Genomic DNA, 19,968 nt, shown 5'->3' on the forward strand with positions numbered 1-19,968 from the left:
TACGTCTGACGGAATGTCAGCAGTGCTGGTGCTACCAGTAGTTGGGCAGGTGGTAGCGGTGGGTGTTGGTGGCGTGCCACTCGTGGTTGCCGGCCACCCAGTCGGACAGGCCCCGGGCGTAGCGCTCCACGAGGGGTGAGGTGGCGGACAGGAGGGCGGACTCGTCCTCGAACGCGGTCATGATCTCGTTGTGGATCTCGACGGCCTTCAGATAGCCGGCTTTCAGCCCACACCGCTCGTTGGCGGCGACGACCTGCGGGAGATTGAGGTGGGTGGGGTCGCTCGCCAGCTCCTTGGTGAAGGAGTACAGGTCGTTGACGATGGTGGTGGCGTTGCCGGCGAGTGCGGTGATGCGCTGGATCTCCGGACGGGCGTAGACCGCCTCGGGCAGCTCGTAGCCGTCCACGGCGTCGACGATCGAAAGGCAGGGGCGGAAGTTGTTGAACTGCCGCATCACCAGGTACTCCCACACCTGCGGCACATACCGGACCTCCGCCCACGCGGCCTCGCCGAGATAGCCGAGGTGCAGCCGCGCCATGTCGTGCAGGAGCCGGTCGGTCTGGCTGGGGGTGGCGACGGCGGCGTAGTGCTTCATCGCCCAGTGGTACGAGCGCAGCGGTCCGTCGGCCTGCACTCCGTGCGCCCACTGGTCCTGCAGCGCGGGTGTGGTGTGGAAGGGGTCGAGCGCCGACTGGGCCAGGACCAGGCGGCCGCCGAGGCCGCGGCGGGCGCCGCCCCTGCCCTCGTCCTCCTCGCAGTAGCAGTTGTCGAGGAGGTTCTCCGCCAGGAGGAACTTGCCGGCTGCGGTGAGGCGTTCGAAGTCGGCCGCCGCCGGATGCTGGAGCACCACGGCCCGGCCGAACTGGAACCCCGAGAAGTCGCCCGACCACGCCTTCGGGAACAGGTCGAGGCGGTGGGCCCAGGCCTCCAGCCTGCGGTCGACCTCCTCGACCTTCGCCGGGTCGGCGGGGGCGACCTGCCGGTACCTGAGCCCGGGGATCGCGCCGCCGCGCCGGGTGCGCACGGTGCGGACCAGGTTGGGCGGCCCGGGCAGTGAGGACGAGGAAGCGGGCGTGCTCATTCCGTGTTCCACCCTCATTCGGCCGTCCGGCCGATCTGGACGTTCTCCAGGATCCCGGCCGCGTCCGGCACCAGGATGGCCAGCGAGTAGTAGGCCGTCACCAGGTAGCGGATGATCGCGGCCGTGTCGATGCCCATGAACCGCACGTTCAGGCCCGGCTGGAACTCGTCGGGGATGCCGGTCTGGTAGAGCCCGATCACCCCCTGGTCGGACTCTCCGGTGCGCAGCGCGATGATGCTGCTGGTGTGGTCGTTGCTGACCGGGATCTTGTTGCAGGGGAAGATCGGGACCCCGCGCCAGGCAGGAATCTCGTGTCCCTCGACGGTCGCCGTGCCCGGCACCAGGCCGCGCCGGTTGCACTGCCGGAAGAAGGCCGCGATCGCCTTCGGATGGGCGAGGAACACCTTGGTCCTGCGGCGCATGGCCAGCAGTTCGTCCATGTCGTCCGGGGTCGGCGGGCCGGTGAAGGTGCTGACGCGCTGGCCGTAGTCGACGTTGTGCAGCAGTCCGAACTCCCGGTTGTTGACCAGCTCCCACTCCTGGCGCTCGCGGATCTCCTCGACCGTCAGGCGCAGTTGCTGCTCGGTCTGGTCCATCGGGTGGTTGTAGAGGTCGGCGACCCGGGTATGGACCCGCAGCACGGTCTGGGTGAGCGACAACTCGTACTCGCGCGGGGCGAGGTCGTAGTTCACGAAGCCGCCGCTCAGCGTCGGCTCGCCGACATGGCCGGCGTGTACAGGGACGTCCGCCTCGCCCTTGCGGTTCATGGGCAGTTTCTGCCGGGCTGCGAACGCCTCCAGGTGTGCGGCGAGGGACGGCACCCGGCCGGTGAACTCCGTGACGACGTCCCAGGGCAGCACCAGCAGCACGCCGGCCGTCTCCGCCCGCACCGAGCTCAGCCAGATCGGGCTGGACTGCCCGATGGCCTCGTCGCCCATCTGGTCGCCGTCGGCGACGACCCCGGTTATCTCCTCCTCGCCGTACTTGCCCGCGGTGTACCGGGTGAACTTGCCGTGCACCACGAGATAGGCCTCCGTGACCGGCTGCCCGGCCTCGAACAGCACCTGTCCCGCCCGCACCTCCCGGACCCGGAAACGGGTGGCGACCTCCTTGAGGACACCGATGTCGGGGTAGCCACGCAGCACGGGCAGTTCGGTCAGCGTCTCGGGGATGACCTTGATGTCGTCGGCGCCGTTCTGCTCGAACTGCACCCGTCCGCGCCCGATCCTCAGTTGCAGACGCCGGTTGACCCGGTAGGTGCCGCCCTTGATGTCCACCCACGGCAGCGTCCGCAGCAGCCAGCGCGAGCTGATGGCCTGCATCTGCGGTTCGGACTTGGTGGTCGTGGCGAGCTGGCGAGCCGCCTTGGTGCTGAGACTGGTCAGCCGGCCCTCGCTGTCGGGATCGATGGCGGGTTCGTCGGTGGCGGGTGAGGAGGTGCTTTCGGGGGCGGACACATTCCCTCCCTGGGGACGTACACGGCGATGTACAGGAGTGAGCGGAGTGGTCGCGGATGAAGGCGACGTCGAGGCGGACGGCAGCCGCGCGCCGCCTGTACAAGGCAAACAGTCCCGCAGATGCCCCGGTACGGCGCGAAGGGGGCGGTTTCACCTCCTGGTAACGGAAACCTCGCGGACGAGACAGTGCGCCTGCACCTTCGCGCTCCCACGCCGGTCGCCCGACCCCGTACCCCGCCGTCGCACGCCTCGCTACAGGTCGTTCACCAGCACTGCCGCCCCGTCGAAGCGTCCGGCCTTGAGGTCCCGCAGTGCCTCGTCGGCCCGCGTCAGGGGATAGGTGTGGGTGGTGGCGTGGACGCCGTGCCGGGCGGCCAGAGCCAGGAACTCGCGGGCGTCCTCGTGGGTGTTGGAGGTGACGCTGCGTATCTGTTTCTCGTAGAACAGGTCGGTCTCGTAGTGCAGGGGCGGTGTGTCGCTGAGGTGGATGCCGGCGATCGAAAGGGTGCCGCCGCGGTCGAGGGCGCGCAGCGCGACCGGGACCAGATCGCCGACCGGGGCGAACAGGATCGCGCTGTCCAGGGGCTCGGGCGGCAAGGCGTACGCGTCCTGCGCGGAGGCGGCGCCCAGGCCGAGCGCGAGCTGCCGCGCCGCCGCCCCGCGGGTGAGCACGTGCACGGTGGCGCCCTCGGCCAGCGCCAGCTGCGCACACAGGTGGGCGCTGCCCCCGAACCCGTACAGACCCAGCCGCCCGCCCGGCGGCAGCGCCGCACGCCGCAGCGCCCGGTAGCCGATGATCCCGGCGCACAGCAGCGGCGCAAGCGCCACGTCGTCGACGGCATCCGGCAGGCGGTGGGCGAACGCGGCAGGCACGGTCGTGTACTCGGCGTAACCGCCGTCCGCGTCCCAGCCGGTGTACCGCGAGGACGGGCACAGGTTCTCGGCCCCGCGCGAGCAGTAGCCGCAGGTGCCGTCCGTGCGCCGCAGCCATGCCACCCCCACCCGGTCCCCGGTCGCGAAGCCTGCGACCCCCGCCCCGGACCCGGCCACCACGCCCACGACCTCGTGCCCTGGCGTCACCCCCGCCCGGTGCACCGGCAGATCCCCCTCGCTGACATGCAGATCGGTGCGGCACACCCCGCAGGCGCGCACCTGCACGAGGAGCTCGTCGTCGCCGGGCACCGGTACCGGTTTCTCCACGAGCTGCAGACCGTTCTCCTCGACCGGTCCCGGTGTCACCACCGACCACGCCCGCATCGTCCCGTCCGCCATTCCGCACCCCGTCCGCAGCGTCGAAAGTGTGCCGAGGCCCTTCCCGTCCAGTCTGAAACGGACCCGGGCGTTCGGCGCGCGCTTCGCCCGACGCATGACTAGCGTGAGGAAACGGACCATCCGCCGATTCGGGAGAGGGCCGCAGCCATGGCCGTACAACCTGAGGGAACCCCCTGTTGGGCCGACGCGATGTTCGGCGACGTCGAGGGAGCGAAGAGCTTCTACGGTGACGTCCTCGGCTGGACTTTCGGCGAGGCGTCGTCGGAGTACGGCAACTACACCCAGGCCTACTCGGACGGCAAGGCGGTCGCCGCCGTCGTACCGCCGATGCCGGGCCAGGAGGCCCCGTCGCAGTGGTGCCTCTACTTCGCCTCACCGGACGCCGCCGCCACCGCCGCCAGGATCCGTGAGAACGGCGGAGAGGTGCTGATGGAGCCCATGCAGGTCGGCGAGTTCGGCACCATGTGCATCGCCCGCGAGCCCAGCGGCGCCGTCTTCGGCGTGTGGCAGGGTGGCACCCACGAGGGCTTCGAGGCGACCGCCGAGCCGGGCGCCTACGGCTGGGCCGAGGTCTTCACCCGCGAACCCGAGAAGGCCGACGCGTTCTTCAGTGCCGTCTTCCCGTACACGGCCCAGCAGATCGTCGACGACAATGTCGACTTCCGCATGTTCAACCTCGGCGACACCACGGTCCTCGGCCGGATGAAGATGGGCGAGGAGTTCCCGCCCGAGGTGCCGTCCTACATCAATCTCTACTTCGTCGTCCCCGACTGCGACGACGCGGTCGCCAAGGCCACCAAGCTCGGCGGCGTCCTGCGCTTCGGGCCGATGGACAGCCCCTACGGCCGCTTCGCGGCGATCAGCGACCCGCAGGGCGCGAGCTTCTCGGTGATCGACATCACGAGGACCGAGGGAGAGCTGCCCAAGACGAAGGACGTCTAGGACCTGCGAGGCGTCTCCCGGACGATGGTCGAGGTCCCCGCCCGCCCGTGGCATGATCGAGGCCATGCGTGAACGTGTGGTGGCCGCGTGCGACGGGGCTTCGAAGGGAAATCCGGGACCGGCGGGCTGGGCATGGGTCGTCTCCGACGACTCCGCGACCCCGGCCCGCTGGGAGGCGGGGCCGCTCGGCACGGCAACCAACAACGTCGCCGAACTCACCGCTCTGGAACGCCTGTTGGCAGCGACCGACCCGGACGTCCCGCTCGAGGTCCGCATGGACTCCCAGTACGCCATGAAGGCCGTCACCACCTGGCTGCCCGGCTGGAAGCGCAACGGCTGGAAGACCTCCGGCGGCAAGCCGGTCGCCAACCAGGAGCTGGTCGTACGCATCGACGAACTGCTCGACGGCCGCTCCGTCGACTTCCGCTACGTGCCCGCCCACCAGGTCGACGGCGACCCGCTCAACGACTTCGCCGACCGCGCCGCAAGCCAGGCCGCCAAGGTCCAGGAGCCCGCAGGCAGCGACCTCGGTTCACCGGTGCCGCCGCCCTCCCCGGACACCCCGGCCTCGGGCGCCCCGCGCCGCAAGCAGGCCGCGTCCCGGCAGCGTGCGGGCTCGTCGTCCCGCACCATCAAGGCGAAGTTCCCGGGCCGCTGCCTGTGCGGCCGTTCCTACGGGGCCGGCGAGCCCATCGCCAAGAACGGACAGGGCTGGGGGCACCCGGAGTGCCGTACGGCGGAGGTCGGTTAGGGCCGCGGCCGTACGGCACACCGTTCAGGACCGGGTGCAGGTCAGGTGACCACGCCGCGCCACTCCCCGGTCTCCTGGCCGCGCGCCTCGATGAACTTCTTGAAGCGCTCCAGGTCGCCCTTGGTCTGCCGCTTCACAAAGCCGAGCTTGTCGCCGACCTGTTCGGTGACGCTGTCGGGATGGAAGTCCATCTGCAGCATGACCTTGGTGTGGTTGTCGTCGAGGCGGTGGAAGGTCACCGCCCCGGCCTGCCGGGCCTGACCCGCGACGGTCGTCCAGGCGACCCGCTCGTCCGGGATCTGCTCGGTGATCTCCGCATCGAACTCCCGGTGCACGCCGTTGACGCTGGTCACCCAGTGCGTGAGCGTGTCGGTGCGCTGTTCGATGCGGTCCACGCCGTTCATGAACTCGGGGAACGTCTCGAACTGAGTCCACTGGTTGTAGGCGGTGTGCACCGGGACGCCGACCTCGATGGATTCCTCGACCTGCGACACGGGTGAACCCCTCCTTCGCTCTCACATCGGTTGCGTCCGGCGCGGGTACCCCTGACCTGCGGAGCAAACCGCCTCGTCCCGGCCGTCAGTCGGTGTCGAAGGTGTAGTGGGCGGTGTGGTCCAGGAGATCGGCGGGCCGTACGTCGTTCCACGGCTTCATCGTCTCGTCGAGGTCGACCACGTCCGGTGTGCCGGCGGTCGGCAGATAGCCGGAGCCGGGGTGGCGCCGCTGCCACTGGGCCCACAGCTTGTCGATGTAGGCGTGGTGGAGCCAGAACACGGGGTCGTTGGGGGAGACGCCGGTGGCCATCTGTCCGCCGACCCACACATGGACCCGGTTGTGCAGGTTCACGCCGCGCCAGCCCTCCAGATGGTTGCGGAAGCCGTCCGAGGCGCTGTTCCACGGTGGCATGTCATATATCACTGTGGAAAGCACCGACTCGACCTCGGCCCGCGTCGGCAACTCCCGTACGTTCGCGCCCAGTTGGCGCCGCAGGAACGTACGCCCGTCCACCCGCACGTTGATCGGCCAGTTGCCCGCGGACGCGGCGAACGGGCCGTCCATCACCTGGCCGTCACGGCTGCGCCCGGTGCCGCCGAGGAAGTCCGGGGCCCACAGCGAGGAACGGGGTGAGCGGTCGGTGCTCCAGTCCCAGTAGGGCAGCGCGACCGATGCGTCCACCGACTGCAGGGCGCTCTCGAACTCCAGCAGGAATCTTCGGTGCCAGGGCAGGAAGGACGGTGAACGGTGGCCGGTGCGTTCGCCGTTGTCGGTGTCGCCGAGGATGAAGGCGTTGTGGGTGGTGACGAAGGCGTCGTAGCGGCCGCTGCGCTTGAGTTCGACGACGGCGGCGACGAAGCGCCGCTTCTCGTCGGCGGTCAGGCTCGCCTGGTTCTTGCGGACGGTCATGGTGCGGTTGCTCCCAAGGTGCTTTCGCGAAAGGTCAGTTGGCGGGGAAAGGGACGAGCCGGGCGCCCTGCAGCTCGTCGACGGCGGCGCGTGCGGCCGCGTGCGGCGTGGGCACCGGGGCGTAGTGGCTGACGACGCTGATCCAGGTGCCGTCGGCGTTCTGCATGACGTGCAGCTCGACCCCGTCGACGAGGACGGCATAACCGGAGCCGTGGTGGTGGCCGCCCCCGGAGGCCATCCGGCCCTGTATCCGGCGGCCCTTGTAGACCTCGTCGAACGGCTCGGGGGAGCCGGGATGCTGATGGTCGGCGGCGGTCGCGGCAGGGGCGGCGGCGGTGTGGGCGGCGGCGGCCGCGGTGAGGGCGGCCGCCGCGGTGAGCGCGCGGCGTCGGGTCAAGGTCGGCACGGGTGATCTCCAGGGTTCGTTCGGTTGACGACCCGGAATGCCTATCGGCCCCGCCGAGACCAGGAGAAATCCGTCGGGAGCGGTTGGCTGCGATCAGGACAATTGCCGACATGTTGTACAAGGCTGAACGAAGGTGATCTTGCCGTGCCGGGTGCCCCGCGACACCCGGAAGGGGAAATTCCTTCTCGCCGCCCCTGCGTTCCGGGTGGTCCTTGGCGGGTGACTGCGCCTTCCGTGGCCTGCCTCACCTCGGGAAACTGACGTGATCCCGCTGCTCGACGTCCGCACCCGCATCAAGGGCACATCCGGCGTCGCGGCAGCCCGCCCTCTTTAGTGAATGGCAATTCACCGGCTAAGGTGAATGAGTATTCACCCGTACTTTCGCCGCACCGTCGCTGGAGTGCCGATGGACCAGCCAGGCCCGATATCCCGCACCTCCGGAACAGGAGCCCTGCGTGACCGGCTCACGATTCCGGTGCTGGCGTTCGGCGGCATTCTCATGGCCGTCATGCAGACCGTCGTCGTACCGCTCCTGCCCGATCTGCCGCGGCTGACGGGCGCCTCTGCCGGCACGGTCTCCTGGATGGTCACGGCGACGCTGCTGTCCGGCGCCGTGCTCACCCCGGTGCTCGGCCGGGCCGGCGACATGTACGGCAAACGCAGGGTGCTGACGTCGGCCCTCGTCCTGATGACCGTCGGCTCGGTGATGTGCGCCCTGTCGTCCGACATCGCCGTCCTCATCGCGGCCCGCGCCCTGCAGGGCGCCGCCGCCTCCGTGGTGCCGTTGTCGATCAGCATCCTGCGCGACGAGCTGCCGCCCGAGCGCCGGGGCTCCGCGGTGGCGCTGATGAGCTCCACTGTCGGCATCGGCGCCGCCCTGGGCCTGCCGCTGGCCGCGCTGGTCGTGCAGTACGCCGACTGGCACACCATGTTCTGGCTGACCAGTGCCCTCGGCGCGCTCGGCGTGACGGCGGTGTGGTGGGCGGTGAAGGAGTCGCCCGTGCGGCAGCCCGGTCGCTTCGACGTGCCGGGCGCGCTGGGTCTGGCCGCAGGGCTGGTGTGCCTGCTGCTGGGCGTCTCGCAGGGCGGGCAGTGGGGGTGGGGGAGCACGCGTGTCCTCGGCCTCTTCCTCGGCGCCGTCGTCGTACTGGCACTGTGGTGGTGGCAGCAGCTGCGCACCGAACTCCCGCTGGTCGACCTGCGGCTGGTGTCCAGGCCGCGCGTGGGCCTGTCGCACGTGGCGGCCCTGCTCACCGGATTCGCCTTCTACGCCAACTCCCTGGTGACCGCCCAGCTCGTGCAGGCGCCCAAGGCCACCGGGTACGGGCTCGGGCTGTCGATCGTGCAGACAGGCCTGTGTCTGCTGCCCGGCGGCGTCACCATGCTGCTCTTCTCACCCGTCTCGGCCCGCATCTCCGCGGCCCGCGGCCCGCGCATCACCCTCGCCCTCGGGGCCGCGGTCATCGCCTGCGGTTACGCGGTGCGCATCGCCGACAGCCGCGACCTCTGGATGATCATCCTGGGGGCGACGGTGGTGTCCACCGGCACGACACTCGCCTACTCGGCCCTGCCCACGCTGATCCTGCGCGCCGTCCCCGCCGAGCAGACCGCCTCCGCCAACGGCGTCAACGTCCTGATGCGCACCATCGGCCAGGCCGTCTCCAGCGCCGCCGTCGCCGCCGTGCTGGTCCACCACACCAGCCTGGTCGGCGGGGCCCCCGTGCCCACCCTGCACGGCTATCTGCTCGCCTTCGGCCTCGCCGGCGCGGTCGCCCTGGCGGCCAGTGCCGCGGCCCTGACCATCCCCGGCGACGCGGCGACGGGCAGGACACCCCGAACCCGCGGGCGGACCCGGGATCCCCGCGACGAGGCGCTGGAGGGAGCATGAGTCCGTGAGCACTCCCCCCACCACGTCCGCGCCCGCCCGCCGGGACGCCGAGGCGACCAAGGCGGCCATCCTCAAGGCTGCCCGCCACCTCCTGGCCCGCCACGCCCACGCCGACATCACACTCAAGGCCGTCGCCGAACGAGCGGGTGTCAGCCCCCCGTTGATCCTGAAGTACTTCGGCAACAAGGACACCCTCTTCGCCCGCGTCATGTCCTTCGAGACCGACGCCGACGCCCTGCTCGACGCACCGCTGGACGAGCTCGGCCGGCACATGGTCCGACATGTGCTGGTCAGCCAGTCGCAGCAGGGCGCCGACCCGCTCCTGCGGATCGTGTTCGCGCCCCTGCACGGCGCACAGGGCGACATCCTGCGCGCCAACTTCCGCACCCAGGTCACCGAACGCCTCACCGAACGCCTCGACGGCCCCGAAGCGGGCCTGCGCGCCGAGCTGGCCGTCGCGAACCTGCTGGGCCTCGGGGTGATGTACGGCATCGCACGCGGCGCCCATGTGCGGGGCGCCGCACTGGAGGAGACGGTGGCCCGCTACGCGCCCGCGGTGCAGACACACCTCACACCGGGCGAAGGAATGCCGCGGCCGTAGCCACGAACGGGCGGCGGCCACGGCAGCGGTCTCCTGGTTCCTCTGCCGGGCACCGCCGGAGTGGTGAGATCGATCCGCCTCGTCCCGACGGCCATACAGGAAAGGCGCGACGGCGTCACAGCTCCGATGCGGGGCCTTGCCGGTGGCGAGGGCTCGCAGGGCCTGCTTTGGCACCCGAGCTCGCCCAGACCCTTGCGGCAACGGCAGCGCTCAATGCAGCAACCGGTCGAGGAAGCCGTTGCCGAAGACGCGGTGCGGGTCGAGTCGGTCCAGGGTTCCGGCCGCCTGCCCCCACGCCGCCTCGCCCAGCGACGCAGGCACCGCCGTGCCCAGCACCTCCTCGTCACTCCAGGCCGCCTCTTCCGTGTAGGCCCAGCCCTTGGACCACTCGACCCGCGTGAGCGCGTGCTCCCCGTCGAACGTGCGCAGCAGGAACTGTTCGAGCTCGCGCAGAAAGGCCTCCGCATACGGTGTGCCCGGCAGCGTCAGGACGTCCAGCCACACCGCCGTGTCCCACTCCGGATGCGTGTCGCTCTGCCGCAGCGCCGACAGCAACGGGGCGCGCGCACCGTCCAGCTCGGCATCGGCCGGGTCGTCGAGCCCGGTCACCCGGATCTCCACCGAACCGTTCACCGGGAAGCGGCCCAGCGCCGCGTAAGCGGCGAGCCGCTCCCGGTAGAAGGACGTGAACTCGGCGACCACCTGCTGCACTTGGGCCCGCGTGGTGAGCACGGCGTAGCCGTTCGCGGCCACCCGCAGGGTCGTCGGCTTGATATAGAGCAGGGTGTTCTTCGACGGTCCCCAGATGTCGGCGGACAGCGTCGCCACCAGCCCGAGTGCCGCCACGTCGTACTGCGCGTTGCCCAGCACCGGAGCCAGATACCAGGCCGCGTCCGAGGTCATTCGCCCCACCAGATCCGCCACCACGGTCGGCACGTTGTCGGAGAACGGGTAGTTGTACGGCGATGTCACATGCCGCGAGGTGAGCGGCCGCGTCGGCGCCACGCTCCACACCTTGAGCCACGGGCGCTCGGTGAAGGCGAACCAAATGGCCTCCACGCGGCCCGACGCGTCGAGGCAACTCGCCAGCGTGCGCCCGCCGGAGCCCGGCGCCGCAAAGAGTTCGGCCGCCGGGATGTCCGTACGGCTCACACACCGCAGATTGACGTTCGCGCCCACCCGCAGCACGACCTCCGTCACCAGCGCACGGCCGAGGTGGGTCAGCAGCGCGGCACAGTCCGCCTCGTCGCGGTCGTACGTCCGCAGCACATACGCGCCCGCGCTCTCGTCCCACACGACCGCCGTCAGCGACAGCACCAGATTGCTGAGCGAACCGTACGTGTGCCCCGGCACCCGCTGCTCGCCCTGCGCCGGTACGGCGGTGCCGTGCGCGTCGATGGCGAGCGCGCCGCCCAGGGTGAGATCACCGGGAGCGGGTGCGGCGGTGACCCCCAGCCCGTGCCCCTCCAGATAGGCGAGCAGGGCCTCCATCGTGACACCGGTGCCGGCCCGCACCGCGCTCGCCGAGTCCAGCGACAGGCCGGTGAGATGACGCGCGGTGTCCACGAGGAGAACGGAGGCGTCCGACGCGGTGCCCTCGGTGATCGTCAGCGGCGACCAGCCGTGCGCGGAACCCCGGGCGCGCACCCTCCAGCCGTGCCGCCAGGCCCAGTTGACGACCTCGGCCACCTGATACGCGGCGGCCGGAGCGCAGGCCCACAGCCCGTCCGCGGTGATCTCGCCGACCCAGTTGCGGTATGCCGAGCGGTACAGGGAGACATCCGCCGGGAAGTCCGGCAGCTCCTGCGCGGCGACCGCCGGATCGGCCGCGATCAGCACGGGGCCGGCGGCCAGCGCGGCCGCGCCGACCAGGAAGCCGCGGCGGCTCAACGACGTGTTCTCCGACGGCCCGGACGAGAAGTTGCTCGCTGAACAATCAGTCACGGGTTCACGCTAGGGGACCGTTGACACGTGCAGGATTCCTGTCCAATACCATCACTCGTCCGAGTGAGAAATTCACAGATGGCGCTCCGGACCCGCCGGTTCCGTGCGCAGGCGTGACGGATGACAGACTGCCCCCATGGACGAGCGCACATTCGGTAGGTCGGGTCAGCATGCATCCGTCGTCGGTCTTGGCACATGGCAGCTGGGCGCCGACTGGGGAGACGTCGACGACAAGGAAGCCCTGGCGGTGCTGGAGGCGGCGGCCGAGTCGGGGGTGACCTTCTTCGACACCGCCGACGTGTACGGCGACGGGCGCAGCGAGCAGACCATCGCCGCATTCCTCAGCGGCAGGCCGGACCTGCATGTGCTGGTCGCCACGAAGATGGGCCGCCGCGTCGAGCAGATCCCCGAGAACTACGTCCTCGACAACTTCCGTGCCTGGAACGACCGTTCGCGGCGCAACCTCGGCGTCGACCGCATCGACCTCGTACAACTGCACTGCCCGCCGACGCCCGTGTACTCCACGGACGAGGTGTTCGACGCCCTGGACACCCTGGTCGAGGAGGAACGCATCGCGGCCTACGGCGTCAGCGTGGAGACCTGCGCGGAGGCGCTGACCGCGATCGCCCGGCCGAACGTGGCGAGCGTGCAGATCATCCTCAACGCCTTCCGTATGAAGCCGCTGCGCGAGGTCCTCCCGGCAGCGCAGGAGGCCGGCGTCGGCATCATCGCCCGTGTCCCGCTCGCCTCCGGCCTGCTGTCGGGCAAGTACACCAAGGACACCGTCTTCCCGCAGAACGACCACCGCACCTACAACCGGCACGGCGAGTCCTTCGACGTGGGCGAGACCTTCTCCGGCGTCGACTACACGACCGGCGTCGAGGCCGCCGCCGAGTTCTCCGCGCTCGCGCCGGAGGGCTACACGCCTGCCCAGCTCGCGCTGCGCTGGATCGTGCAGCAGGCCGGCGTGACCACCGTGATCCCCGGCGCCCGCTCACCCGAGCAGGCCCGCGCCAACGCGGCCGCCGCCAGGCTCCCGCAGCTCACGGACGAGACACTCACCGCGATCCGCGACCTCTACGACCGCCGGATCAAGGACCAGGTGGAAGCCCGCTGGTAGACCGCGGCGACCGGCTCACGGCTCCAGGAGCAGCTGCCACTCCTGCTCCTGGTCGCCGGAGACCGAACCCTGGTCCTGGGCCGTGAAGGCGTGGGTGAGCGTCTCGCGCGCCTGCGCCACCGCCACGGGCGAGCCCTGCACGGTCAACGTCACCGCCCCGGACAGATGGCCGGCGGGGCCGGCCTCGGACGGCTGCCCGGCCGGCTCGTGCTCGAACCTCGCCGTGTGGACGGTGACCTCGTCGTCGGCGGGAAGCTCCTCCTTCGCCATACCGAAGGCGGGCTCCAGGACCCGCACGACTGCGCGTGCGTCCGCGGCGGTGCCGCCGCTGACAGTGACTGTGAGCTCGGTGCCGGACATGGTCGTCGGACTCCTCGGGTGGTCGTCGTACGCCATGCGCTCCGTGTAACCGCCCGGTGATCGCCCAAACCGGGCCGATTGCGCTCGGCCCGGTCAATCCTGCGCGAAGAGGGAACCCGGGTCAGGTAGACATCCGGGGCGATCGAGCCGGGAGGAACCTTGCCGGCCACAAACAGCAGAGCCGAACTGAACGAGTGGGGGCGGCACGAGACCGAGGAGGAGAGAGCCGACCGGAAGTGGGGTGAGCTGATCCAGGAGGTCAGGGTCGCCCAGACCGGGGTGCAGATCCTGTTCGGCTTCCTGCTCACCGTTGTCTTTCAGCAGAAGTACGCCTCACTGGGATCCACCGACAAGACCATCTACATCGTGACCGTGGTGCTGGGCGCCGCCGCGACCGGCGCGCTGATCGGGCCCGTCTCCCTGCACCGCCTGGTGGCCGGGCGCCGGGTCAAGCCGCAGGCCGTGGAGTGGGCCTCGCGGATGACCTTCGTCGGTCTGGCGCTCCTGCTCGCCACCATGACCTCCTCGCTGCTGCTGATCCTCCGGGTCGCCACCCACAACGGGGCCGTGCCCTGGATCGTCACGGGTGTGGTCGCGTGGTACGCGCTGTGCTGGTACGGGGTGCCGCTGTGGACCCGTCACCGCCATACGGAGTGACACCCAGGGCGTCGAGCTGCCGGTCGTGCAGGCGGGAGAGGACCAGCACGGAGACCGTGGCGCCGATCAACGCGCAGAACATGTCCCACTGCGTGTCCCACACGTCGCCCTGCGTGGCCAGGAAGGCGTCCGCGGAATGCCCGCCGGTCACCGCGGCCAGCCACTCCAGCATCTCGAAGACAGCACTGAAGGCGAGACACGCGCACACGGTCAGCGGTGCCAGCCAGCGGCTGCCGCGCAGCGGCGAGGTACGGCTGAGCAACTCCCGTACCAGAATCGCCGGTACGAAGCCCTGCATGAGATGGCCGAAACGGTCGTACGGGTTGCGGGCCAGGCCGAAGGTGTCCCGCACCCAGTCGCCCAGCGGCACCTGCGCGTAGGTGTAGTGGCCGCCCACTGCCAGGACCAGCGCATGGACGGCCAGCAGGCAGCACAGCAGGTTCGTCAGCGGGAAGCGGCGCCAGGTCAGCACCACCAGCGGCAGCCCGACCAGCACCCACACCGTCTCCAGGAACCAGGTGGTGCGATCGCGCGCTCCCCAGACCGAGGCGGCCAGCCCCAGTGCCACGACGACGGCCGGCAGGGCGGGCAGCCGCCGACGCGGGACGGCGGAGTGCAGGACAGCAGTCATGGGGCTCCTCCTCGTGGAAGCCCCCATGCTGGCCGAGCGGCTGGACGACGGCATGAGTACGGCTACTCAGCCCCGCCCCCGGCCGGATCCTCAGCCCTTGTCGCCGCGCAGCGCGCTCAGGCACATGACGATGGCCTGCTGGAGCTCCTCCAGGCGCTGGACCATGTCGTCCTCGACGAAGTCCTGCACGTCGTCGAAGGTCAGCTCCTCGAACGCCTTCGTCGCCTTCTGCAGGCTGCTGTAGAACTTCGTCCGCCGCTCCTGGACGCGCAGTTCGGGATCGGCCTCCACGGCCTCGGCGACGAGGGACTTCATGGTGTCGTAGGCCTCGCTGGCCCACTCGCCGCTGTCCTCGTCCTCCTCGAGCTCGTCGATGAGCGACAGGTGCCGCTCGGCCTCCTGGCGCAGGTCGACCGGCGCGTCGATGGTCTGCCCCGCGGGCGTCTTGACCTGCCCCGACTCGGCGATCTGGCGCACGTAGCCGATCCGGTCGGCGGCCCGGCTCTCGGTGGCGACGGCCTTCTTCAGGTCGTCGGTACGGACGACGTCCCGCGCCAACTCGGCCTGCAGCTCCGGGTCTTCACGGACGCGGTCGAGCAGCGCCTGGCGTGCCGCCCGGGCGGTGGAGGGGTCGGCGAGGATCGCCGCGCGCAGGGCGGTGGGGTTCTCGGCGACCTCCAGCGCCTTCGTCGGCCGGATGCCCTCCGCCTCGGCGGCCTCCGCGATGGCGGTGCCGCGCTCGGAGGTCGCGCTGTTGCGGGACACGTAGTAGCTCAGCCACACGTCAGCGTCCGGCAGCTCCACCTCCTGGCCCGGCGCGAGCGCCTCGAAGTGCGGGACCATGCCGTCGTCGGCGGCCCGGTCCCAGGCCTTGTAGTAACGCATCACGCGCTCGGGGGAGCACCCGGCCAGCTCCGCGAACTCCTTCGCGGACACCTTCGGCGTCTCCTCCGCGCCCTGGCCACCGGGCCGTACGCTGCGCGCCACCATCAGGCCGAAGGCCCATCCTCCGGTCCGCGCGTAGACCCCGAACTCGCGCGCATCCCGCACCACGAGGTCGGACAGCGGGACGGGGGACGACTCGGACGGGACGATCGCTAGGGTCACGGATGACTCTCCTGTGCAAAGCTGGTCGGACTGCAGATCTGCAGACCGGCAGCCTATAAGGCCCCATTGGCGATGCTTTGAACAGGGCGCCGTGCGGGAGGGCTCCCAGGTCAGTCCAAGCTGTCGCGCAGGGCCGGCAGCAGCGTTTTCTCCGCCCAGTCGAGATACGCCGGCTGCGACTCGCCGCCGATCTGCACGAGGGCGATCTCGCCGAATCCGGCGTCGGCGTAGGGGCGTACGGCTTCGACGAAGTCGTCGGGGTTGTCGCCGCAGGGGATCGATGCGGCGACGTCGTCGGGGGTGACGTACTGGGTCGCCGACTCGAAGGAATCGGGGTGCGGCAGCTCGGAGTTGACCTTCCAGCCGCCGCCGAACCAGCGGAACTGCGCGTGCGCGCGCTTCACCGCCGTGTCCCGGTCGGGGGCGTAGCAGACGGGCAGCTGGCCCACGCGCGGCTTGCCCTCTCCGCCGTGCCGGTCGAACGCCGTCAGCAGCCCCGCCTCGGGCTCGGTGGCGATGACCAGGTCGGCGAGCCGGCCCGCGAGGGCGCAGGACTGCTCGCCGGAGACGGCGATGCCGATGGGCGGCGGCTGGTCCGGCAGGTCCCACAGCCGGGCCGACTCGACGTCGAAGTGCGTGCCGCGATGGTTGACATGGCCGCCCTTGAAGAGCGCCCGGATGATCTCCACCGCCTCCTCCAGCATCTCGTGCCGCACATCGACGGACGGCCAACCGCCGCCCACCACATGCTCGTTGAGGTTCTCGCCGGAGCCCAGTCCCAGCCGGAAGCGGCCCTCGGACAGCAACTGCATCGTGGCCGCCTTCTGCGCCACCACCGCCGGGTGGTAGCGGACGGTCGGACACGTCACATAGGTCATCAGCGGAATGCTCGAGGTCGCCTGGGCCGCAGCGCCCAGCACGCTCCACGCATACGGCGAGTGACCCTGCGAGCGCAGCCAGGGAAAGTAGTGGTCCGAGGTCACGGAGAAGTCGTAACCGGCGCCCTCGGCCCGCACCAGATGGTCGACGAGGTCACGGGGGCCGGCCTGCTCGGTCATCATCGTGTATCCGATTTGCACCATAAACGTCGAGTCCCCTGGACCGGCGGCGGAAAACAGCCCCTCGATCGACCAGGGTTCACCAGGCAGGATGCCTTCATGAGTGCTCGCCCGCTGCCCGCCGGCAGCCCCGCCGCCCAAGGTGTCGACGCCACCGGCGTCCACGCCTTCCTCGACGCCCTCGAAGCGGCGCCGGACATCGAACCGCACAGCCTGATGATCATGCGACACGGTCACCTCGTGGCCTCCGGCTGGTGGGCGCCGTACACCTTCGATCGACCGCACCTGCTGTACTCCCTCAGCAAGAGCTTCACGGCGACGGCCGCCGGGATCGCCGCCGGCGAGGGGCTGCTGCGCTTCGACGACCCGGTGATCTCGTACTTTCCCGAGTTCGACGCCGACATCACCGACCCACGCAGTCGCGCGATGCTGGTGCGGCACGTGGCGTCGATGGCCAGCGGGCACGAGGCGGAGACCCTCGACCGGGCGCTCGCCACCGACCGAGCGGACCTGGTGCGCGGCTTCCTGCTGCTCCCGCCCGAGCGGGAGCCGGGGACCGTCTTCGCCTACAACCAGCCCACGACCTACACCCTTGCCGCGATCGTGCAGCGTGTCACGGGTCAGCCGCTGACCGAGTACCTGCGCCCGCGGCTGCTGGACCCCCTCGGGATGGGCGAGGCGGCCTGGCTGCGCGACCGGGCCGGCCGCGAACTGGGCTTCAGCGGGCTGCACGCCACCACCGACGCCATCGCCCGGCTCGGCCAGCTGTATCTGCAGGACGGGGTGTGGGAGGGTCGGCGCCTGCTGCCCGAGGGGTGGGTGGCCGAGGCGACGCGCCCGCACATCGGCAACGGCGACGGCACGGCTGCGGGTGCGCTGTCGGACTGGCAGCAGGGCTACGGCTTGCAGTTCTGGACCTCCCGGCACGGCTACCGCGGCGACGGCGCGTACGGGCAGTTCTGCCTGGTGCTGCCCGGGCATGACGCCGTGATCGCGACGACGGCGGCGACCGAGCGGATGCAGCAGGTGCTCGACCTTGCCTGGCAGCACCTGCTGCCGGCCTTCGGCCCCGAACCGCTGCTGGACCGCGAACAGGAGGACACGGCCCTGCGGGAACGGCTGACGCGACTCGCGCTGCCCCCAGCGGCAGGAAAGCCCGCACCGCCGGAGCGGGCGCAGGAGTGGTCCGGCGCCGGGTTCACGCCGTACGGCGGCGTCTGCGTGGAGCAGCCGAAGCTGACCGGGGCCGGGGTGATCAGAGGCACGGACGGCTGGGCCCTGCATCTCACCGAGGACGGGCACGAATTCGCCCTGCAGGTCGGGGCGGGCGGCTGGACCGTCACCGATGAGCCGCTGCCCACCGCGGTGAGTGGCGGATGGGCCGACGATGACACCCTCGCCGTGGACGTCCTGTTCCTGGAGACACCGCACCGGCTGACCGTGACGTGCTCGCTGCCGGACCGCACCTTCACAGCGCGGTGGCACACCACTCCGCTGCACAGCCCCCCGCTGCGCGCGCTGCGCGCACCCAGGGCCTCAGCCTGAGGACACCCGGAAGGTCCGCAGGAAGGTGTCCAGCGCCAGCCGGTTCGCGGAGTCGTTCCAGTCGGTGGCCGGAGTCGTCCAGCGCAGCGAGAAGCCACGGCCGCCGCCGAGCAGGAAACCGCGCCCGAAGGTCCGCACCCGCGTGCCGTCGGCCTCGGAGAGCCACTCCATGTCGGCTGCCTTGTGGCCCTGGTACGTCGTGGCCTTGATCTCGCCGATCCGCTGGAAGCCGTCGTCCTTCTCCAGCTGGGGCTGGACGTCGTCGCGCCAGACGGCGACCGGGTCGGAGCCCACGACGGTGCTGTAGGTGACCGCGAGGGTGCGGGGATCGCCGTCCGCGCCGAAGGTCACGCGGGTCGAAAGGTCACCGACGCGCGAGGTGTGCACCCGTTTCCAGCCCTTGGGGAGGGCCACGGAGAAGCCCTCGGGTGCGGTGTAGCGGTGGAAGCCCGGCGGCAGCGCGCCGGCCGACGGGGAGGACGAGGGCGACGGCGCGGATGTCGTCCGCGATGCGGTCGGCGTGGGTGACGCGGACGGGCCGGCGTTCCTGCCGTCGGTGCGGCTGTCCGGCGGCGTGGCTGACGCGGTGGCGGACACCGACGGCTGGGGCGCGGCGTCGGTCGCGGAGGTGCCGGTGCCCGGCAGTTGATCGGTGGCGGCCAGCACGGCGGCCGCCACGGTCACGACGGCCAGCGCGGTGCCGATGGCCATGGTGCGTCTGCTCCAGCCAGGGCCGGCATGGCAGGCGGCGGTGTAGACACCGCGCAGCCGGGGCCGCGCCACGGTGCCCGAGAGCGTGTCGGGGTCCTCGGTCAGGACGCGGGTGAGGGCCTCGCGCACCACTGGGCGGGTCAGCCGCTCCCTGGAGTTCTTGCGGAGCAGCCCCTGCACGGTGGTGGTGAGGGGCCCGGCGTGCACCGGGGTGCGCAGCGGGAGCCGGTCCACGCCCTTCAAAGTGGCCTCGGGCCGGTCCCGGTCCCGGAACGGAGGGCGTCCCTCGACCATGGTGTAGAGGATCGCGCCCAGCGCCCACAGGTCGGCTGCCGGCCCGATGCGCTCGTCGCGGGCCTGCTCGGGGGAGGCGTACGACGGCGCGGACAGCCTCGGTGCCAGGGTCGCACCGGCCAGGCCGAAGCCGGTGACCACGATCCCGCCCCGGTCCTGCACATAGACCTGACCGGGGCTGAGTTCGCCGTGGGTGATGCCCTCGCCGTGCGCCGCTTCCAGCACATCGAGCAGCTCCAGCCCGATGCGTGCCGCCCGCACATAGTTGAACGTGCCCTGCTGGGCGACGAGTTCGCCCAAGGGCGTGCCGTCGATCCATTCGGTCACGGTCCACAGCATGCCGTCCTGCTCCACGGCGTCGACGACCGTCGCGACCGCGCCGGGGCACATCAGCCCCATGGTCTCGGACATGCGGATGATACGGGCGGTCGCCCGGGGCGCGGTCTCGGTGTCCGGGTCGTCAGGGAGGGCGATCTGGGTGAGGAGATAGGCCCGTCCGACGTTGACGTCCTTGCCGTACCAGCAGATGCGGTTCGTCTCCTGGTGGACGACATCGACGAGCCGGTACCTTCCGGCGACCAACTCGTGCGTGAAGACATGCGCCTTGACCATGGTCATCCCTCGTCGAAACCCTCGGTCTCACCTTTCACAAGAGGTACGGGGGCTGCGACGGGATGCGTTCAATGAATCCGCAACTGACTGGCCGGTAAAGTCATTTGTTCATGTGCTGTTGGGTGAA

19 protein-coding genes are annotated in these 19,968 nt (G+C 70.6%); 7 read left to right on the plus strand and 12 right to left on the minus strand.

Going from position 1 to position 19,968, the window contains the following annotated elements:
* Positions 1 to 31: 31 nt before the first annotated feature.
* The 3 genes from IH68_RS0102175 to IH68_RS0102185 all read right to left on the minus strand — a co-directional run bounded on the left by IH68_RS0102175 (position 32) and on the right by IH68_RS0102185 (position 3,795).
* The gene (locus tag IH68_RS0102175; protein ID WP_030927349.1) at positions 32 to 1,081 is read right to left on the minus strand and encodes a family 2 encapsulin nanocompartment cargo protein terpene cyclase; all 1,050 of its coding nucleotides are present in this window, start codon (positions 1,079 to 1,081) and stop codon (positions 32 to 34) included.
* 14 nt (positions 1,082 to 1,095) lie between these two features.
* Positions 1,096 to 2,538 (minus strand): family 2B encapsulin nanocompartment shell protein, encoded by a 1,443-nt coding sequence (locus IH68_RS0102180; RefSeq protein WP_030927351.1) that lies wholly within the window; start codon positions 2,536 to 2,538, stop codon positions 1,096 to 1,098.
* A gap of 252 nt (positions 2,539 to 2,790) precedes the next feature.
* Positions 2,791 to 3,795 carry a zinc-binding alcohol dehydrogenase family protein gene (locus IH68_RS0102185; protein WP_030927353.1) on the minus strand — a complete coding sequence of 335 codons (1,005 nt, stop codon included), beginning with the start codon at positions 3,793 to 3,795 and terminating at the stop codon, positions 2,791 to 2,793.
* A gap of 162 nt (positions 3,796 to 3,957) precedes the next feature.
* Here IH68_RS0102185 and IH68_RS0102190 point away from each other — a divergent pair, with 162 nt between their 5' ends.
* The gene (locus IH68_RS0102190) at positions 3,958 to 4,752 is read left to right on the plus strand and encodes a VOC family protein (RefSeq protein ID WP_037884441.1); all 795 of its coding nucleotides are present in this window, start codon (positions 3,958 to 3,960) and stop codon (positions 4,750 to 4,752) included.
* Positions 4,753 to 4,804: 52 nt separating this feature from the next.
* On the plus strand, positions 4,805 to 5,503 hold the full coding sequence (locus tag IH68_RS0102195) for a ribonuclease H family protein (RefSeq protein ID WP_030927357.1): 699 nt from the start codon (positions 4,805 to 4,807) through the stop codon (positions 5,501 to 5,503).
* Between the two features lie 41 nt (positions 5,504 to 5,544).
* On the opposite strand, the gene IH68_RS0102200 is transcribed toward IH68_RS0102195, so the two are convergent.
* The 3 genes from IH68_RS0102200 to melC1 all read right to left on the minus strand — a co-directional run bounded on the left by IH68_RS0102200 (position 5,545) and on the right by melC1 (position 7,313).
* Positions 5,545 to 5,997, minus strand: coding sequence for an SRPBCC family protein (locus IH68_RS0102200; protein ID WP_030927359.1), 453 nt, complete (start codon positions 5,995 to 5,997; stop codon positions 5,545 to 5,547).
* An 85-nt stretch (positions 5,998 to 6,082) separates the two neighbouring features.
* Positions 6,083 to 6,907 carry a tyrosinase MelC2 gene (melC2, locus tag IH68_RS0102205; RefSeq protein WP_030927361.1) on the minus strand — a complete coding sequence of 275 codons (825 nt, stop codon included), beginning with the start codon at positions 6,905 to 6,907 and terminating at the stop codon, positions 6,083 to 6,085.
* A 34-nt stretch (positions 6,908 to 6,941) separates the two neighbouring features.
* On the minus strand, positions 6,942 to 7,313 hold the full coding sequence (melC1, locus tag IH68_RS0102210; RefSeq protein ID WP_030927363.1) for an apotyrosinase chaperone MelC1: 372 nt from the start codon (positions 7,311 to 7,313) through the stop codon (positions 6,942 to 6,944).
* A 406-nt stretch (positions 7,314 to 7,719) separates the two neighbouring features.
* Between melC1 and IH68_RS0102215 the strand changes: the two genes are divergently transcribed.
* Both IH68_RS0102215 and IH68_RS0102220 read left to right on the plus strand, forming a co-directional pair.
* Positions 7,720 to 9,201 carry an MFS transporter gene (locus tag IH68_RS0102215; RefSeq protein ID WP_030927366.1) on the plus strand — a complete coding sequence of 494 codons (1,482 nt, stop codon included), beginning with the start codon at positions 7,720 to 7,722 and terminating at the stop codon, positions 9,199 to 9,201.
* A gap of 4 nt (positions 9,202 to 9,205) precedes the next feature.
* The gene (locus IH68_RS0102220; protein ID WP_030927368.1) at positions 9,206 to 9,802 is read left to right on the plus strand and encodes a TetR family transcriptional regulator; all 597 of its coding nucleotides are present in this window, start codon (positions 9,206 to 9,208) and stop codon (positions 9,800 to 9,802) included.
* Between the two features lie 210 nt (positions 9,803 to 10,012).
* Here IH68_RS0102220 and IH68_RS0102225 read toward each other — a convergent pair whose 3' ends face one another.
* The gene (locus IH68_RS0102225) at positions 10,013 to 11,746 is read right to left on the minus strand and encodes a cholesterol oxidase substrate-binding domain-containing protein (RefSeq protein ID WP_078912271.1); all 1,734 of its coding nucleotides are present in this window, start codon (positions 11,744 to 11,746) and stop codon (positions 10,013 to 10,015) included.
* Positions 11,747 to 11,882: 136 nt separating this feature from the next.
* Between IH68_RS0102225 and IH68_RS0102230 the strand changes: the two genes are divergently transcribed.
* Positions 11,883 to 12,866, plus strand: coding sequence for an aldo/keto reductase (locus IH68_RS0102230; RefSeq protein WP_030927387.1), 984 nt, complete (start codon positions 11,883 to 11,885; stop codon positions 12,864 to 12,866).
* Positions 12,867 to 12,881: 15 nt separating this feature from the next.
* Here IH68_RS0102230 and IH68_RS0102235 read toward each other — a convergent pair whose 3' ends face one another.
* Positions 12,882 to 13,226 (minus strand): hypothetical protein, encoded by a 345-nt coding sequence (locus IH68_RS0102235; RefSeq protein WP_030927398.1) that lies wholly within the window; start codon positions 13,224 to 13,226, stop codon positions 12,882 to 12,884.
* A gap of 159 nt (positions 13,227 to 13,385) precedes the next feature.
* Here IH68_RS0102235 and IH68_RS0102240 point away from each other — a divergent pair, with 159 nt between their 5' ends.
* Entirely contained in the window at positions 13,386 to 13,883 is a 498-nt protein-coding gene (locus tag IH68_RS0102240) for a DUF6328 family protein (protein ID WP_107057383.1), read from the plus strand.
* On the opposite strand, the gene IH68_RS0102245 is transcribed toward IH68_RS0102240, so the two are convergent.
* The 3 genes from IH68_RS0102245 to IH68_RS0102255 all read right to left on the minus strand — a co-directional run bounded on the left by IH68_RS0102245 (position 13,807) and on the right by IH68_RS0102255 (position 16,703).
* Positions 13,807 to 14,514 (minus strand): DUF2238 domain-containing protein, encoded by a 708-nt coding sequence (locus tag IH68_RS0102245; RefSeq protein WP_030927405.1) that lies wholly within the window; start codon positions 14,512 to 14,514, stop codon positions 13,807 to 13,809. The two genes, IH68_RS0102240 and IH68_RS0102245, sit on opposite strands and share 77 nt — an antisense overlap.
* A gap of 90 nt (positions 14,515 to 14,604) precedes the next feature.
* Positions 14,605 to 15,621: a hypothetical protein gene (locus IH68_RS0102250; protein WP_030927407.1), complete on the minus strand. Its 1,017-nt coding sequence runs from the start codon at positions 15,619 to 15,621 to the stop codon at positions 14,605 to 14,607.
* A gap of 110 nt (positions 15,622 to 15,731) precedes the next feature.
* Positions 15,732 to 16,703, minus strand: a complete 972-nt coding sequence (locus tag IH68_RS0102255) for an LLM class F420-dependent oxidoreductase (RefSeq protein ID WP_030927410.1) — start codon at positions 16,701 to 16,703, stop codon at positions 15,732 to 15,734.
* A 75-nt stretch (positions 16,704 to 16,778) separates the two neighbouring features.
* Here IH68_RS0102255 and IH68_RS0102260 point away from each other — a divergent pair, with 75 nt between their 5' ends.
* Positions 16,779 to 18,224 (plus strand): serine hydrolase domain-containing protein, encoded by a 1,446-nt coding sequence (locus IH68_RS0102260; protein WP_030927415.1) that lies wholly within the window; start codon positions 16,779 to 16,781, stop codon positions 18,222 to 18,224.
* Here the strand turns inward: IH68_RS0102260 and IH68_RS0102265 are convergent.
* Entirely contained in the window at positions 18,216 to 19,841 is a 1,626-nt protein-coding gene (locus IH68_RS0102265) for a serine/threonine protein kinase (protein WP_078912280.1), read from the minus strand. The two genes, IH68_RS0102260 and IH68_RS0102265, sit on opposite strands and share 9 nt — an antisense overlap.
* Positions 19,842 to 19,968: the final 127 nt, after the last annotated feature.

Origin of the sequence: Streptomyces sp. NRRL S-646 (assembly GCF_000720765.1) — a bacterium.
GTDB lineage: Bacteria > Actinomycetota > Actinomycetes > Streptomycetales > Streptomycetaceae > Streptomyces.

Excerpts from the sequence above, each read along its gene's own strand:
- IH68_RS0102175 (WP_030927349.1), bottom strand. The coding sequence starts at position 1,081 with ATGAGCACGCCCGCTTCCTCGTCCTCACTGCCCGGGCCGCCCAACCTG.
- IH68_RS0102185 (WP_030927353.1), bottom strand. The coding sequence starts at position 3,795 with ATGCGGGCGTGGTCGGTGGTGACACCGGGACCGGTCGAGGAGAACGGT.
- IH68_RS0102190 (WP_037884441.1), top strand. The coding sequence starts at position 3,958 with ATGGCCGTACAACCTGAGGGAACCCCCTGTTGGGCCGACGCGATGTTC.
- IH68_RS0102195 (WP_030927357.1), top strand. The coding sequence starts at position 4,805 with ATGATCGAGGCCATGCGTGAACGTGTGGTGGCCGCGTGCGACGGGGCT.
- melC2 (WP_030927361.1), bottom strand. The coding sequence starts at position 6,907 with ATGACCGTCCGCAAGAACCAGGCGAGCCTGACCGCCGACGAGAAGCGG.
- IH68_RS0102215 (WP_030927366.1), top strand. The coding sequence starts at position 7,720 with ATGGACCAGCCAGGCCCGATATCCCGCACCTCCGGAACAGGAGCCCTG.
- IH68_RS0102230 (WP_030927387.1), top strand. The coding sequence starts at position 11,883 with ATGGACGAGCGCACATTCGGTAGGTCGGGTCAGCATGCATCCGTCGTC.
- IH68_RS0102235 (WP_030927398.1), bottom strand. The coding sequence starts at position 13,226 with ATGTCCGGCACCGAGCTCACAGTCACTGTCAGCGGCGGCACCGCCGCG.
- IH68_RS0102245 (WP_030927405.1), bottom strand. The coding sequence starts at position 14,514 with ATGACTGCTGTCCTGCACTCCGCCGTCCCGCGTCGGCGGCTGCCCGCC.
- IH68_RS0102255 (WP_030927410.1), bottom strand. The coding sequence starts at position 16,703 with ATGGTGCAAATCGGATACACGATGATGACCGAGCAGGCCGGCCCCCGT.
- IH68_RS0102260 (WP_030927415.1), top strand. The coding sequence starts at position 16,779 with ATGAGTGCTCGCCCGCTGCCCGCCGGCAGCCCCGCCGCCCAAGGTGTC.
- IH68_RS0102265 (WP_078912280.1), bottom strand. The coding sequence starts at position 19,841 with ATGGTCAAGGCGCATGTCTTCACGCACGAGTTGGTCGCCGGAAGGTAC.